General features: G+C 49.2%; 13 protein-coding genes. 1 reads left to right on the forward strand and 12 read right to left on the reverse strand.

What is annotated here, in order from left to right; genetic code table 11:
• Positions 1-62: 62 nt before the first annotated feature.
• The 11 genes from pyrE to BLR06_RS17590 all read right to left on the reverse strand — a co-directional run bounded on the left by pyrE (position 63) and on the right by BLR06_RS17590 (position 13084).
• A complete protein-coding gene (gene pyrE, locus BLR06_RS17540; protein ID WP_092074893.1) occupies positions 63-635 on the reverse strand; it encodes an orotate phosphoribosyltransferase in 573 nt (190 codons plus the stop codon).
• Positions 636-1352, reverse strand: a complete 717-nt coding sequence (gene pyrF / locus BLR06_RS17545; protein ID WP_092074894.1) for an orotidine-5'-phosphate decarboxylase — start codon at positions 1350-1352, stop codon at positions 636-638.
• A gap of 16 nt (positions 1353-1368) precedes the next feature.
• Complete coding sequence (locus BLR06_RS17550; protein ID WP_092074895.1) at positions 1369-2310, reverse strand: dihydroorotate dehydrogenase; 942 nt, start codon at positions 2308-2310, stop codon at positions 1369-1371.
• Positions 2310-3074 carry a dihydroorotate dehydrogenase electron transfer subunit gene (locus BLR06_RS17555; protein WP_092074896.1) on the reverse strand — a complete coding sequence of 255 codons (765 nt, stop codon included), beginning with the start codon at positions 3072-3074 and terminating at the stop codon, positions 2310-2312. The genes BLR06_RS17550 and BLR06_RS17555 overlap by 1 nt, the downstream gene beginning before the upstream one ends.
• The gene (carB, locus tag BLR06_RS17560; RefSeq protein WP_092074897.1) at positions 3067-6288 is read right to left on the reverse strand and encodes a carbamoyl-phosphate synthase large subunit; all 3222 of its coding nucleotides are present in this window, start codon (positions 6286-6288) and stop codon (positions 3067-3069) included. Before carB ends, BLR06_RS17555 begins: the two co-directional genes overlap by 8 nt.
• A 3-nt stretch (positions 6289-6291) precedes the next feature.
• Positions 6292-7356 (reverse strand): glutamine-hydrolyzing carbamoyl-phosphate synthase small subunit, encoded by a 1065-nt coding sequence (gene carA, locus BLR06_RS17565; protein ID WP_092074898.1) that lies wholly within the window; start codon positions 7354-7356, stop codon positions 6292-6294.
• The gene (locus tag BLR06_RS17570) at positions 7353-8642 is read right to left on the reverse strand and encodes a dihydroorotase (protein WP_092074899.1); all 1290 of its coding nucleotides are present in this window, start codon (positions 8640-8642) and stop codon (positions 7353-7355) included. The genes carA and BLR06_RS17570 overlap by 4 nt, the downstream gene beginning before the upstream one ends.
• Positions 8626-9582, reverse strand: coding sequence for an aspartate carbamoyltransferase catalytic subunit (locus BLR06_RS17575; RefSeq protein ID WP_092074919.1), 957 nt, complete (start codon positions 9580-9582; stop codon positions 8626-8628). Before BLR06_RS17575 ends, BLR06_RS17570 begins: the two co-directional genes overlap by 17 nt.
• Positions 9583-10164: 582 nt before the next feature.
• Positions 10165-11175 (reverse strand): electron transfer flavoprotein subunit alpha/FixB family protein, encoded by a 1011-nt coding sequence (locus tag BLR06_RS17580; protein ID WP_092074900.1) that lies wholly within the window; start codon positions 11173-11175, stop codon positions 10165-10167.
• Positions 11176-11177: 2 nt separating this feature from the next.
• Positions 11178-11978: an electron transfer flavoprotein subunit beta/FixA family protein gene (locus tag BLR06_RS17585; RefSeq protein ID WP_092074901.1), complete on the reverse strand. Its 801-nt coding sequence runs from the start codon at positions 11976-11978 to the stop codon at positions 11178-11180.
• A 593-nt stretch (positions 11979-12571) separates the two neighbouring features.
• Positions 12572-13084 carry a helix-turn-helix domain-containing protein gene (locus BLR06_RS17590; RefSeq protein WP_217636934.1) on the reverse strand — a complete coding sequence of 171 codons (513 nt, stop codon included), beginning with the start codon at positions 13082-13084 and terminating at the stop codon, positions 12572-12574.
• 658 nt (positions 13085-13742) lie between these two features.
• Between BLR06_RS17590 and BLR06_RS17595 the strand changes: the two genes are divergently transcribed.
• A complete protein-coding gene (locus tag BLR06_RS17595) occupies positions 13743-14678 on the forward strand; it encodes a LysR family transcriptional regulator (RefSeq protein ID WP_092074902.1) in 936 nt (311 codons plus the stop codon).
• A gap of 260 nt (positions 14679-14938) precedes the next feature.
• Here the strand turns inward: BLR06_RS17595 and BLR06_RS20130 are convergent, their stop codons facing one another.
• On the reverse strand, positions 14939-15253 hold the full coding sequence (locus BLR06_RS20130) for a hypothetical protein (protein WP_245698219.1): 315 nt from the start codon (positions 15251-15253) through the stop codon (positions 14939-14941).
• Positions 15254-15294: the final 41 nt, after the last annotated feature.

Genomic DNA, 15294 nt, shown 5'->3' on the forward strand with positions numbered 1-15294 from the left:
TTGCATTGGTTTATTTGCTGTCCCTTTGCGTATTTCGGGTACTTGCAGTTAAACCGTTATCATTACAGCTTCCGGCTGCCCCGTTTCGTCATTGGTACGCCGGCTTTGCACAGCGGACAGCCTTCCGGTTGATAAGTGGTAACAGACAGCTTTAACAAGGCCTTGCAGGGAACGTCAAAATTGACCTTGCCGCCGCTCCGGTCAACCAGCAGCCCGATTCCCACCGGAATACCGCCGTGTTCGCGGACTACCTCCAGCACTTCCTGAACAGATCCGCCGGTGGTTACAATATCCTCCACAATCAGCACTCTTTCCCCCGGCTTAATGACAAACCCGCGCCTCAGGGTCATTTTCCCATTCTCGCGCTCGGTAAAAATCGCTCTGGTACCAAGATTTTTGCCAACTTCGTGAGCCAATAGGATGCCGCCGGTAACCGGCCCGACGACCACCTCCACCTGTTCGGCTGCAAATTTGCCGGCTAAGGCCGTGCACAGGCGGGCAGTAAACGCAGGATGCTGGAGGACTTGAAATTTTTCCACATATAATGGACTATGTAAACCTGACGTCAGTAAAAAATGTCCCTCCATAATCGCACCGGTATCGATAAACAGCTGTTTTACTTCAGCTTCATTCATTTATTCGCCCTCCATTTCCGCTAAAATCCGCTCAGCCGCCTGCCGGGGATCGGCTGCTGCAGTAACCGGACGCCCGATCACCAGATGACTGGCTCCGGCCGCTAACGCGCCATGAGGCGTCGCCACCCGGCTTTGATCATTTCGCTCGCTGCCCTGCGGCCTGATTCCCGGTGTAACAATCAAAAAGTCATTGCCGCAGGCTTCTCTGATCAGGGCAGCCTCCTGCGGTGAAGCTACTACGCCATCAATGCCGGCAGCCTGAGCCAGCCGCGCAAAGTTAACAACCTGACCGGAAAGCTCAGCCGTCTGGCCAATGCTCGACCACTCCGTTTGGTCCATACTGGTAAGCACAGTAACGGCAATCAGCTTTGGTTTTTCCATTCTCAGCCGCTCAGCCTCGCCGGCGACCGCTTCAGCCGCGGCTTTAAGCATAGCCGGCCCTCCGAAAGCATGCACGTTCAGCATTGCTGCGCCCAGTCCGGTGAGCGACTTCAGGCTCCGGGCCACCGTATTGGGAATATCATGAAGCTTTAAATCTAAAAAAACCTGCTTATTCTGCTGCTGTAAATAATGCAGTACTCGATTGCCAACGCTGAAATATAACTCCATGCCGACTTTATAGTAGTTTACACTGCCGCCTAAATGCTCAACCAGTTGTTCCACTTCACCCATACTGGAAAAGTCCAGCGCCACAATTAACCGCTGATTAGGTTTCATATACCCACTCCTGACGTTATCCGTTAAGGTTCACTCCGCCGACGAGCTGGCCGACGTTGGCCAGCCCCTTGGCAACAAGATATGCTTTGATTCCTGCCGTTATTTCTACAATAGCGCAGGGGTTTACAAAATTGGCGGTACCGACGGCAACAGCGCTGGCGCCGGCCAGCATAAACTCAACCGCATCCTCCGCCGTCATGATTCCGCCCATGCCGATTACCGGAATTTTCACGGCGTTGGCTGCCTGCCAGACCATCCGCACAGCCACCGGCTTTACCGCCGGCCCGGACAAGCCGCCCACAACATTGCCTAAAACCGGTGCACGGGTGTGGATATTGATGGCCATGCCAAGTAAAGTGTTAATTAAAGATATCGCATCAGCACCCGCCGCTTCCACGGTTTGGGCCATTGCGGCAATATCGGTCACATTGGGCGATAATTTTACAATTACCGGCAGGCTGGTGCTGGCCTTAACCGTGCTGACAACCGCCGCCGCACTGTCGCAGTCGGTGCCAAACGCAATTCCGCCCTGTTTTACATTGGGACAGGAAATATTCAGTTCCACTGCGGCAACACCGGAAGTCTCCAGACGTTTAGCCAGCTCCCCATATTCTTGCACAGTATTGCCGGCAATATTGACAATAACCGGGACATCATATTGGGCCAGCTTTGGCAGAGCGGCGGCGAGAAACGCTTCCACCCCCGGGTTCTCCAGGCCGATGGAATTGAGCATTCCCGCGGGCGTTTCAGCAATCCTGACGCCGGCATTGCCGCTGCGGGGCAGCAGTGTCGTCCCTTTTACTACGATTGCCCCAATTTGATTAATGTCGACAAATTCTTCATACTCCAGGCCAAAGCCAAAAGTACCCGAGGCAGTCATCACCGGCGTTTTCATTTTAATGCCGGCAATTTCCACCGCCATCATGTCCGAAGAAATCAATTCGTTATTAACCGGCATCAGAATACCTCCTCGGCCCAAAAAACCGGACCGTCAGTGCAGACTTTTTTCCGTTTTCCGGCTTTGCCGGCGCAGGTGCAGGATAAACAAGCGCCCACGCCGCAAGCCATATGTTCTTCCAGCGACACCTGACAGGGAATGCCAAACCTGCAGGCAAGCACGGCTATTTTTTCCAGCATCGGACGCGGGCCGCAGCCGTAAATCCGGTCATAACCGCCGGCAGCCAATAAGCCCGGCAGGGCATCCACAGTAAAACCGCGCTGGCCGACTGAGCCATCATCGGTAGTGACATGGATTTTATCACAGGTTTTTTTATATAACTCCAGCCAGAACAGCTCCTGCTCAGTACGGCCGCCCATCAAAACTTCCAGCGGGCGCGGGCATAGCCACCGGGCCAGAAAGACCAGCGGCGCCAGACCCATGCCACCGCCGATCAACAGCGGCCGGCTGCATTCCGGATCAAACCCTGTGCCCAGTGGTCCCATGACATCAACAACATCATTGGTTTTCAATTCAGCCAGCCGGGCTGTTCCCGTGCCGACAATACGGTAGATAACGCTGACTGTTCCTTTAGCTGCATCCGCCGCCGCGATGCTCAGCGGACGCCTTAACAGCGGCTGACAACTATCGCTGACCCGGAGGTGGATAAACTGCCCGGGAACTGCCTGAACGGCAACTCCCGGCATATACATTGTAAGCTTATTGATTAAATTGGCAATGGTGATGTGCTGCACAACCGGCGCCTGAACCAATATTTTAGGCAAGCCCATCCCCTCCGCCGACATAGTCCTGCAAAGCCAGCGCATAAACCAGCCGGCGCTCCCGCATAAAACCAAGCACATGCAGCACTTCCTTGGCGGTATCCATGGAGGTCAGGCAGGGAATGGCATGCTCGACGGTAGCCCGCCGGATTTTAAAGCCGTCCCGTTCAGGCTCCTTGCCGTGGGTAAGTGTATTAATCACCATATTGATCTTGCCGGTTTTGATCATTTGGATAATATCGGCTTTATGTTCATGAACCTTTTGAACGATTTCCACATCCAGGCCAAGTGATTGCAGATATTGCGCGGTACCGGCCGTCGCAACCAGGCTATAGCCCAGTTCGGCAAAGCCCTGCGCCAGCCCGCCGGCTTCCGTTTTGTCCTTGTCGGCTACCGTAAACAGCACCGTCCCCTGAGACGGCACATTCATGCCGGCGGCAGTCAGCGCTTTATACAATGCTCTGGCATAATGATAGTCAGTCCCCATTACTTCACCGGTCGATTTCATTTCCGGTCCCAGGGAGATATCGACCTGCTGCATTTTGGCAAACGAAAAGACTGGCGCTTTAACCGCAATATACGGCTTGGGCGGCATCAAGCCCGGCGTATAGCCCAGTGAATGCAAAGTTGCACCCAGCGCGATCCTGGTGGCTACATTAACCATCGGAATATTGGTCACCTTGCTGAGAAACGGAATGGTACGGCTGGAGCGTGGATTTACTTCAATTACATAAACAACTTCATCCACCACTACATATTGAATATTAATCAGGCCTCGAACATTCAGCCCTACCGCCAGCCGCCTGGTGTAATCCACAATGGTGTCAATGACCGCCTGCGTCAGGTTTTGCGCAGGATATACCGCAATACTGTCGCCGGAATGAACGCCGGCTCTTTCCACGTGTTCCATAATGCCGGGAATGAGCACTTCGCGCCCGTCGGCAATCGCATCAACTTCAACCTCGGTTCCCTGCATGTAACGATCCACCAGAACGGGGTGCTCAGGAGAGGCTTTAACCGCTCTGGTCATATAATCATTCAGTTCGGCTTCACTATAAACAATTTCCATTGCCCGGCCTCCTAAAACATAGGAGGGGCGAACAACTACCGGATAACCAATGCCGTCGGCGGCGGTCACGGCATCCCGGACATTGGTGACGCTTGCGCCCTGAGGCCGGGGAATGCCAAGCTCCTCCAGCAGCGCATCAAACTTCTCGCGATCCTCGGCTTTATCGATATTTTCCACTGCCGTGCCGAATACTTTTACACCGGCTTGGGTCAGCGGCCCGGCCAGATTAATGGCTGTCTGTCCGCCAAACTGGACAATAACGCCTTCCGGCTGTTCCTTATCAATGATATTCAGTACATCTTCCGGCGTCAGCGGTTCGAAATACAAACGGTCGGCCGTATCGAAGTCGGTACTCACTGTTTCCGGATTATTATTCACAATGATCGACTCCACGCCGATTTCCCGCAGAGCCCATACGGAGTGAACCGAACAATAATCAAATTCCACGCCCTGCCCGATTCTGATCGGGCCGGAGCCCAATACCATCACCTTGCGGTTATTGGAACCGACGCCTTCATCCTCCTGAGCATAAGTTGAGTAATAATAAGGCGTGGCCGCTTCAAATTCCGCCGCGCAGGTATCGACGATTTTATAGCTGGGGATAATATTCTGCTGTTTACGCAGTGCTCTTATTTCATCAATGCCATTGCCGGTAAGTTCGGCAATGGTTTTATCGGCAAAGCCGATTTTCTTCGCCTGAGCCATCAGCCCTGCCGACAATTCATCCGTGCGCAGCCGGTTTTCCATGGTAACAATATTGAGGATTTTATGTAAAAACCACCGGTCAATTCCTGTAATCTGATGTATTTCCTCCATATCAATATTTCGTCGTAAAGCTTCAGCAACAACAAACAGCCGCTCATCATTCGCCAGCTTTAAATTAAGCTCGACATCTTCGGTCGAAAGACCGGCAATTTCGGGTATATGGAGCCGGTGCAGACCGATTTCCAAAGAACGGACTGCTTTTAACAGCGCGCCCTCAAAGGTACGGTCAATGGACATTACCTCGCCGGTGGCCTTCATTTGCGTTCCCAGTATTCGGTCGGCAAGCACAAACTTGTCAAACGGCCACCGTGGGAATTTAACCACAACATAATCCAGGGTTGGTTCAAAGCAGGCCATTGTTTTCTGAGTAACTGCATTCACAATCTCATCAAGATGATAGCCGATGGCAATTTTGGTTGCAACCTTGGCAATGGGATAACCCGTAGCCTTTGAAGCCAGCGCACTGGAACGGCTGACCCGCGGATTGACCTCAATCACATAGTACTGGTTGCTGTGAGGATCCAGCGCATACTGCGCATTGCAGCCGCCTTCAATGCCCAGCTCCCGGATAATTCTTAGAGAAGCGCTGCGCAGCATTTGATATTCATGATCGGTCAGCGTCTGAGACGGCGCAACAACAATGCTGTCGCCGGTATGAATGCCCACCGGATCAAAATTTTCCATATTGCACACAGTGATGCAATTGTCGTTGGCATCACGCATGACCTCATATTCAATCTCTTTCCAGCCGGCCACACTCCGTTCGATCAGCACCTGGCCGATCAGACTGTATTTAAGGCCGCGGGTAACAATATCGATCAGTTCTTCATCACTGCCGGCGATTCCGCCGCCGGTCCCCCCCATGGTATAAGCGGGACGCACAATCAGCGGAAATCCGATTTCCCTGGCAAATTGCCGGGCGCTTTCGATGTCCTCGACAATGGTGCTCTCCGGTATTGGCTCGCCAATGGCCTGCATGGTCTCTTTGAATAATTCCCGGTCCTCGGCTTTTTTGATTGCTTCAATTGAAGTTCCCAGCAATTCCACGGCGTATCTCTCCAGTACACCCCGTTCGGCCAGCTTAAAAGCCAGATTCAAACCTGCCTGGCCGCCCAAAGTCGCCAGTACGCCATCAGGCCGTTCCTTGGCAATGATTTCTTCTAAAAACTCGGGGGTCAGCGGTTCAATATAAACCCGGTCGGCAATATTCGCATCAGTCATAATGGTGGCCGGATTGCTGTTGACCAGAACAACCTCCAGCCCCTCTTCTTTTAATGCCCGGCAGGCCTGAGTGCCTGCATAGTCAAATTCAGCAGCCTGACCAATAATAATCGGCCCTGAGCCTATAACCAGTACTTTTCGCAGATAGTCCTTCTTCGGCATAAGTTATTCCCCCTGTGTCAGCAGCGTCCAGAATTCGTTAAACAAATAAGTATTATCATCAGGTCCGGGTGCTGCCTCCGGGTGATATTGAATGCAAAACAGCGGTATATCCTTATGGCTCATCCCTTCCACCGTGCCGTCATTCACCGCCCGGTGGGTAATCACTAAGTTCTTGCCGGCCAGTGAAGCTTCATCTACCGAATACCCATGATTTTGGGAGGTAATATGCACCCTGCCGGTCCTTAAATTTTTCACCGGCTGGTTAGAACCGCGATGACCGAATTTCAGCTTGTACGTATCGGCCCCTAAGGCCAGGGCAATCAACTGATGCCCCAGGCAAATGCCAAACATCGGTTTTTGGCCGATAAGCTCTCGTATTTCAGCAATGGCTTCCGGGACATCCTTAGGATCCCCGGGGCCATTGGATAAAAAAATTCCGTCAGGCTGCATGGCCAGTATTTCCCTGGCCGTAGTGTAGGCCGGTACAACCGTCAATCGGCAGCCTATTTTATGCAGGGAATGGAGAATGTTGCGTTTAACGCCAAAGTCCATCACCACAACATGAGGACCGTCATTGGGCATTTGATAAATTTCTTTCGTAGTAACCTCATGCACTACATCCAGCTTGGGCGGCCGGGCCATAAGCTCGGCAATCTGCGCTTTACTGGCGCTTTCAGGAGCAATAATGCCCTTCATGGTGCCGTGTGACCGGATACGCCTGGTGATTGCCCTGGTATCAACACCGTAAATGCAGGGTATATTCCGGGCCTTCAAATAGTCGGCAAGACTGTTTTCGGCCTGCCAGTTGCTTGGTTCAGTGCACAGCTCACTAATCACAAAGCCGCGCACGTAAGATTGCCGGGCTTGTTCAAACAGACCGGCAGTGCCATAATTGCCAATCAGCGGATAGGTTAGCGTCACAATCTGTCCACAATAGGACGGATCGGTCAGTATTTCCTGATAGCCTGTCATGCCTGTATTAAAGACAACTTCACCAACTGCGCCGGCCTCCTGCAGCATATTACCGTAAAAAACACTGCCATCCTCTAGTATCAATTTGCCTTTCATTTATGCACCTCGCCATTTTGCATAATCACTTTGCCACCGACAATTGTGGCAATCGCTTTACCCTTAAGCTGCATACCGTCAAACGGGGTCAGCCGGCCTCTGGTATAAAACCTGGTACTGTCGACAATCCATTCCAAATCCGGATCAATGATGGTGATATCTGCTGCTTCCCCCGCCCGGATAACGCCGCGGTTTAGGTTTAGTATCCGGGCCGGGGTGGACGACATTCTCTCAACGATTTCATTCAGGCTGAATTTTCCGGTATGATAAAGGTTGGTTAACACTACACCCAGCGCTGTTTCCAAACCGGCAAAGCCGCTGGGGGCAAAACGATACTCACGGTCTTTTTCCTCAAACGCGTGGGGTGCGTGGTCGGAAGCAATCGCATCCAGTGTTCCATCCTTTAAGCCGGCCAGCAAAGCCTCGACATGGTCGGCTGAGCGCAGCGGCGGATTTACTTTGGTCGCCGTGTCAAAAGAGCTGACCGCTTGATCGGTTAACGTAAGATGATGCGGCGTAACTTCTGCGGTCACTTTGATCCCCCGTTGTTTCGCCTGACGAATAAGTTCCACCGCCCCTTTACTGCTGACATGAGCAATATGAACCGCTCCTCCGGCATATTCAGCCAGCAGAATGTCCCGGGCTACGGCAATGTCCTCAGCCACTGACGGCCGTCCGTTTATTCCCAGCATCGCCGATACAGCGCCCTCATGCATTGAGCCGTCGCCGGCCAGTGACTCATCTTCCGCGTGGGAGATGATTGGCCGGCCAAACGAAGTAAGATATTCCAGTCCGTTGAGCAGCAGCTTGGCGTTCTCCACATAATGACCATCATCGGATATTGCCACCGCGCCGGCCTGCAGCATATCACCGATTTCAGCCAATTCCCGGCCCTCCTGCCCTTTACTCAACGCTCCGATCACTTTAACATTTACCAGTCCCTCAACCTGCGCCCGCTGCAATAAGCCTGAAACGATAATCGCACTATCGACCACCGGCCTGGTATTTGGCATACAGGCAATCGTCGTAAACCCGCCCGCTGCCGCCGCCCGGGTTCCGGAACCAACATCCTCCTTTGCTTCCTGTCCGGGTTCCCGCAAATGAACATGCATATCAATAAGACCCGGGGTAACCACTAACCCGTCAGCGTCGTAAATTTGCGCTCCCGCGGCCGGCAAATCTTTACCAAATTCCGTCACAAGGCCATTCTCTATTAAAATATCGGCAATGCCGTCAAAATCTTCCTGTGGATTAATCACTCTTCCGGCTTTAAGCAGTAGTTTCAATGTTTTTACCTCCCATCAACACCAAAAACAGAATTGCCATTCTGATTGCCAAACCATTTTTTACCTGCTCCTGAACGGCGGATTGGTCACTATAAGCCACATCAGGCGCAATTTCCAGGCCACGATTCATGGGGCCTGGATGCATGACCAGCGCATCCGGTTTGGCCAACGCCAGCCGGGCCTGATTTACGCCGAAGATGCGCGCGTACTCCCGTGCTGACGGAAACAGCCCTTTTTTCTGGCGTTCCAGCTGGATGCGCAGTATATTGACGACATCAGCATCCGCCAAAGCATCCTCGATCCGGTTATGTACCTTAACGCCGGCCTGTTCCATAAACTTAGGCAGCAGCGTTTGAGGTCCGGCAATGTGCACCTCAGCCCCCATCTTTTGCAATCCCCAGATGTTGGACCTGGCAACACGGCTATGTAAAATATCGCCCAAGATGGCAACCTTGAGCCCATGTAAGCGTCCTTTATACTGTTTAATTGTGAACATATCCAGCAAGCCCTGGGTTGGATGTTCATGAGCGCCGTCACCGGCATTGATAATGATCGGACTAACGACGTTAGACGCATACTGAGCCGCCCCCTCGGCCGCATGCCGCATCACAATGATATCAACCCCCATAGCTTCCACTGTCATTAACGTATCCCGCAAACTTTCCCCTTTGACCACACTGCTGGCGCTGGCGGTGATATTGACTACATCAGCGCCCAGATATTTACCAGCCAGTTCAAAGGAGGTTCTGGTCCTGGTGCTTGGCTCAAAAAACAAATTAATCATTGATTTGCCCCGTAAAGTCGGCACCTTTTTGATATCCCGGCCAACGATATTTTTCATTTCTTTGGCAGTATCCAATACCAGCTCCATTTCAGCCACCGTCATATTTTCCAGCCCGAGAATATCCTTGTTGCGCAGCGACACCTGACGACTCTTTATCATAATCATTCCTCCTAAATGAAATAACTCCCTGCCGTGGTGACAAGGAGTTATACAGAGGCCGCTGCGGCGTACTATGCCGGACCACGTTAACATCCTTGCCGACCTCCCGGATCAACTTAAAGGATAGTATTTGTATTTTTCTATGCAATAACACCTTTTCCGCAGTATACCTTCCCGGTTTCGCAGAACCAAATTTAAAGGCACTTATAATTATGCAATATTTATTTATATATATACTAACAAACTTACCGGAGAAAGTCAATAATATACTGTTATTAAAAGAGCCTTCTTAGCGCATGTGACGCAAGAAGGCATAGTTATATTTATGCAGTGTATTCCTTCCCAGCCTCACAGGACCAGTTTAAAGGCTTATTCAATTTCCTGAATTAGTTTATCAGATCCGGCGATTAATGTCAATGAGATTTCCCTTCTTCCCTACATGCCGTTCGCTTGTCTGCCTGCCGTCTTCCGCTCCGGCTGACTGACACAGTTGGAAATAAATTGTTGTGTCAACAACCCCGTCCCCTGTCACACAAATAAATAATCCCGGACAATGATCACGGGATTATTTTTATTTTTCTATTTTGTCTTGATCTTCTTGATCTCTTCAATAAGTACAGGAACTACCTCAAACAAGTCCCCGACAATTCCATAATCAGCGACGCCAAGGATTGGCGCATCCGGGTCTTTATTGATCGCCACAATGATGTCTGATGACGACATTCCGGCCAAATGCTGAATCGCTCCGGAGATACCGCAGGCAATATATATCTTAGGTCCAACGGTTTTTCCTGTCTGGCCCACTTGATGAAGCGGGGATATCCAGCCCGCGTCTACTGCCGCTCTGGATGCTCCCACAGTAGCTTCCAATACCTCGGCAAGCTCTCTGATACAGGCGAAATTCTCCGGTTTACCCAGGCCTCTGCCGCCGGAAACAATGATTTCCGCTTCCTCAAGGTTAACCACAACATCGCCTTCCGCCTTGATAAAGCCTACAAGCTTTGTTCTAATCTCCTCCGCCGGCGTCTTAATTTCCTCACGTATGATATTTGCTGTTCTCGCAAAGTCCGGCTGGGCCTTTTTAAATACGCCGGGCCTTACCGTCCCGATCTGGGGCCTGGTAGCAGAACACAGGATAGTGGCCATAAGATTTCCGCCAAACGCAGGCCTCGTCCAGGCGACATCTCTGGTTTCCTCATTAATTTCCAAACCTGTACAATCCGCGGTTAAACCTGTCGCCAATCTGCAGGATACCCTAGGGCCCAGGTCCCTTCCATTGTTCGTAGCTCCGATCAGGATTACCGACGGTTTATACTTTTCCACCAGCTTAACCATTACGTTGGTGTAGCCGTCGGTATTATAATCTGCATATTCTTCGCCCTCTACGACAATAACCTCATCGGCGCCATGGGCAATAACGGATTGGGCAGCCGCATCCAAATGGCGGCCAATAACAACTGCGATAAGTTTTTCATCATTTGCATCCGCTAAGATTCTGCCTTGATTTAAAAGCTCCAGTCCTACCCTTTTAACTTCATCGCGGGCAGTTTCAATAAATACCCATACATTCTTATAATCTTTTATATTCATCCTTAGCACCCCCGGTTAAGTAGCTTGGCTACAACTAGCTTTTCAATAAACTTAAGCGCCGATTCCCTATCCGTGCTTTCCTGAATTTTTATGCCTGAATCCTTCCTAGGCGGTGTAAATGTTTTTCTCACCCTGGTGGGAGAGCCCTTGAGCCCTATTTTGGTCACATCAAGCTCCGGCAAATCGGCAGCCGTTAATACTTCAATGGTTGCTTTATTGGCCGCCATTTTACTTTTAACACTTGCATATCTCGGTTCATTAATTGATTTAAGTACTGTACATACCACCGGAATCTTAGCTTCAATGATTTCGTAACCTTGCTCATGCTCTCTGTGAACAGAAATCGTATCACCCTTCATTTCTATCTTGGCGACAAAGGTTAACTGCGCTATGCCAAGATGTTCAGCGATCTCAGGCCCTACCTGCCCCGTATCGCCGTCAATCGCCTGCTTGCCGCATAAAATCAAATCAAAAGTCCCCAGCTTCTTAATTGCTGTGGCTAATATGTAACTTGTTGCCAGAGTATCTGATCCTCCGAATAACCGGTCGCTGATTAACACTGCTTTGTCGGCGCCAACAGATAAGCATTCCTTTAAAGCAACTTTAGCTTGATCAGGTCCCATGCTGATTACAGTTACACTGCCGCCATGCGCTTCCTTAAGCTGCACTGCCGCTTCCAGAGCATTTGTATCAAATGGATTGACAATGCTTGGCACACCAGCTCTAATCAAGGTATTGGTAACCGGGTCTATTTTTATTTCCGCAGTATCTGGCACTTGTTTAGCGCAAACCAGAATATTCATGAATGACGTCCTCCCTTTTTGTCAGTATTGAATAAGATCATCGAGCATTTCAACCGGATTACCGCAACAGGTTTGAAATTGCTTCTTCCTTTCCGCAGTGTTCAAAAACTGGCCATTGCCCATACCCCCTTACGCCAATTCCTCTTCCGACAATCCGGCTAAAATACTGCTGTTAATTTATATCTCATAGCGTACTACACTTCAGCAATTACAACAATTTAACATTTTTAAAATATAAAATGACTATGAAGAAATAGTTAATTATCCCCTCACTTTTTGGAAAAAATGATTAATTAACCCAAAAACAGGCATCTGTAAACCTATTTTTCTCTTATACTCTACTAGTGTCTTGACAAAGTTATATTTTGATAAAGACTTTTAAGCCTCGACCGGGCGTCGGATGTAGTAAAATGCCAATCGACAGATTTACTCGAAGCATTGCGTCGAGTTCCCAAGCAGAGATTTTCTTTTGTAAATCCTCAATAGAAAAAATTTGCCTGTTCAAGCATTTGAAAGGTTATAGCACTCAACTTAATTTCTGCTATATTAAGCCAACTTCCATGCTTCTATTTGCTGGTATGCACCACGTTTCTTTAGATGAGGCTTAAGTTCTGTTTTTTTAAAGTTTGTCGGACGGTCTCACGCGATACTTTTTCCAATATTCCTAACTCAATGATTTTCTCTGTCAACATCCGCACTGTCCATCTAGCGAATCCTTTTGGCGGTTCGCTACAGGCAAGAGCTATGATACGGGCTTGCATTTCACTTGTTACAATGGGGGGATTGGTTGTCTTTTTACGTTTGTATGTAAGAGTGTAGGTTAGGCCGTTACAGGCGAAATCTCTTAATGTATGATATACGGTAACTACGGATACTCCACAACGTTTGGCTATTTCTGCTTGCTTTGCGGGGTTGCCTGCACTCATATCTGACATTAAGAGTATATTGGCGCGTTTCTTTATACTTTTGCTTGCATTACGACTATTTATTAGCTCTTGAAGCCGGTTTTGTTCAGACTCTGTCAGCTTTACGAAGTATTTCTGTGTCATTTCTATATCCGCATCCTCTTTTTGAATATACTTCCTATTTATTTTTAACTTTGCCAAGGTACCAGTACCTTGTGTCATTTAAAACAGGGGATAATTTTCAAGGCCCTAGCCCCCTGCATTCAATCCTCATGTAAAACACAGATTCATTGAAAGAAGAGCTATCCTTATAAAAGGACCGGAAGCGCCGCTATGCATATCCCGGCTGCTGGTTGCATCACTTTTGATCATTATTTTGTTATTATAAAATTCTTAGCAGGAAATTCGGATAGCTTTGTTGAATCAAATTGCAAACATAAATATGAATATTCTAACATATTTGACGGGTATCTTCATACAATCAAGTAAACTCTTTTGAAAACCAGCGCCGTTAAGTCGCGCCGATCATCATTTTGCTTGCCGGCGCCACAGGTGCAAAACGCTTATGTCTGAGCATTAGAACTACTTACTGCCTAAGTTTATTGCTCATATATTTGTGAATATTTTAACATATTCGCAAATTCTTTTGTTTTAAAATAAAAGATGTGCTTACGCTAAAGCAGCAGGGTTTTTAATGCAAATGGGTACTGGCGGGCCGTGCTTTTTAACTTGCTCGCTGATCGCCATATTCTACAAGAGGAGTTCTTTTTATTGCCTGGGCCCTAGCGCAACAACTTTTGTGAATATTTTAACAAATGTTGTTTGAACCGGATTTTATGCTTAGAAAGGAGAATCGGACATGGAGATAGCTCAATTGAAATACATGCTGACGCTGGCGAAACATTTAAATTTCTCCCGCGCCGCAGATGAAGCCTGCGTAACCCCCTCCTCTTTGTCGCAGCAAATTAAGAAACTTGAAGATGAATTGGGAGTCGCCTTGTTCGAAAGGACTACTCGCTCAGTTCACCTAACTTTAGCCGGCGCTGAATTTATTGAAAGCGCCAAGAAAATAGTATCGGAAATTACTGAAATTAATACGATAATGCAAAAATACATTGTTGGTGAAAGCGGAAATATATTTATTGGAAACTGTCCGGCCTTCGAAGCGTATGGTATGACTGCTCTCATTGCTTTATTCCAAAAAAATTACCCGAAAATCTCATTGCATTTTTGCGAAGCCGGATGCCTTGACTTATATACATTATTATGTAACGGCAAAATTGATGTGGCATTTCTAACCACTTTTGATAAATTCAAGCCGGAACAATTCTCCTTAGAATCCTATCCTCTGGTTGATGATGAATTAGTGATCATCGTCAACAAATCTCATCCTCTGGCTTCCAGACAGATTATAGATTTAGGTGAGGTCTCACAAGAGAGGTTTATTTCCTTCTCCAAATCTTCTGATTTTTACCAGGATACCATGGACGCCTGCCGCCAGTCCGGATTTATACCGCAATTCTCCTACGAGACCCAGTACACTGATACCATTGTCGGACTCGTGGCTGAAGGGATGGGCATCGCCATGCTTTCCTTACGCCTGGTGATGAAAAAATTGCCCAAAAATGTTGCACTGATTCGTTTTAAACCAACCAGAATCAGAACTCTTTCCATCGTTTTTCTCAAAAAACCCAAACCACTGCCAATTGTATTAAATTTTAAAAATTTTTTTATTAACTGGTCAAAAGCAAATGAACTGCGTCACGCTCCGTTTGACGCCAGCGGTAACGCATAGCCCTGCGAAATCCGCACCTGCACTGCGGCCGGTATTCAGCCTGCCTGACGCAGGATCCACAGTATTGACCTGCCCCACACAGGGAAAAAGCGTAGGAATTGCAAAGCCCTGCGCTTTTAAACGATGACTGTAATCACAACGACGCATCCTTCCTGTTCTGGCCCATCTCAATCACGCTGATTCCCGGCACTGCCTCGAGGACAGCGCGAGGCGCCTGAAACACATCGTTGTGACGTCCGGATAGCAGCCGTCATGATAGGTCACCTTGGCGGCAAAGGAACCGTCCACCTTGATTTTTCCGGAACTGAGAAGACCGGCAAGAAATTCCGAGTGATGGATGACTTCAAACTGACCGCCAAAATCGGGATATTGCCGAGAACGCCATAATTTACGCCTGCCGCATTCAGCACCTTCACCAGGGCCCTGCTGACCGCGATAGCCCGGTTGTCATACGCTCCGGCGCAGCCCACGTACAGCAGATACTCAGCCTTGTCCGCCCAGGCGGGAACCGTCAGTTCATTCATCCAGTCACCGCGGCTGTGGGAAGCTTCCAGGGATTTCCGCTTTGGTAGCAATTGAAGGTACGCTGCACATCTTCCGGCATCCGGGCTTCGGC

It is taken from the genome of Dendrosporobacter quercicolus (genome assembly GCF_900104455.1).
GTDB classification, from domain to species: Bacteria; Bacillota; Negativicutes; order DSM-1736; family Dendrosporobacteraceae; genus Dendrosporobacter; species Dendrosporobacter quercicolus.

What these genes read in the sequence shown, in the direction of transcription:
- pyrE (WP_092074893.1), bottom strand. Translation starts at nt 635, where the DNA reads ATGAATGAAGCTGAAGTAAAACAGCTGTTTATCGATACCGGTGCGATT.
- pyrF (WP_092074894.1), bottom strand. Translation starts at nt 1,352, where the DNA reads ATGAAACCTAATCAGCGGTTAATTGTGGCGCTGGACTTTTCCAGTATG.
- BLR06_RS17550 (WP_092074895.1), bottom strand. Translation starts at nt 2,310, where the DNA reads ATGCCGGTTAATAACGAATTGATTTCTTCGGACATGATGGCGGTGGAA.
- carB (WP_092074897.1), bottom strand. Translation starts at nt 6,288, where the DNA reads ATGCCGAAGAAGGACTATCTGCGAAAAGTACTGGTTATAGGCTCAGGG.
- carA (WP_092074898.1), bottom strand. Translation starts at nt 7,356, where the DNA reads ATGAAAGGCAAATTGATACTAGAGGATGGCAGTGTTTTTTACGGTAAT.
- BLR06_RS17580 (WP_092074900.1), bottom strand. Translation starts at nt 11,175, where the DNA reads ATGAATATAAAAGATTATAAGAATGTATGGGTATTTATTGAAACTGCC.
- BLR06_RS17585 (WP_092074901.1), bottom strand. Translation starts at nt 11,978, where the DNA reads ATGAATATTCTGGTTTGCGCTAAACAAGTGCCAGATACTGCGGAAATA.
- BLR06_RS17595 (WP_092074902.1), top strand. Translation starts at nt 13,743, where the DNA reads ATGGAGATAGCTCAATTGAAATACATGCTGACGCTGGCGAAACATTTA.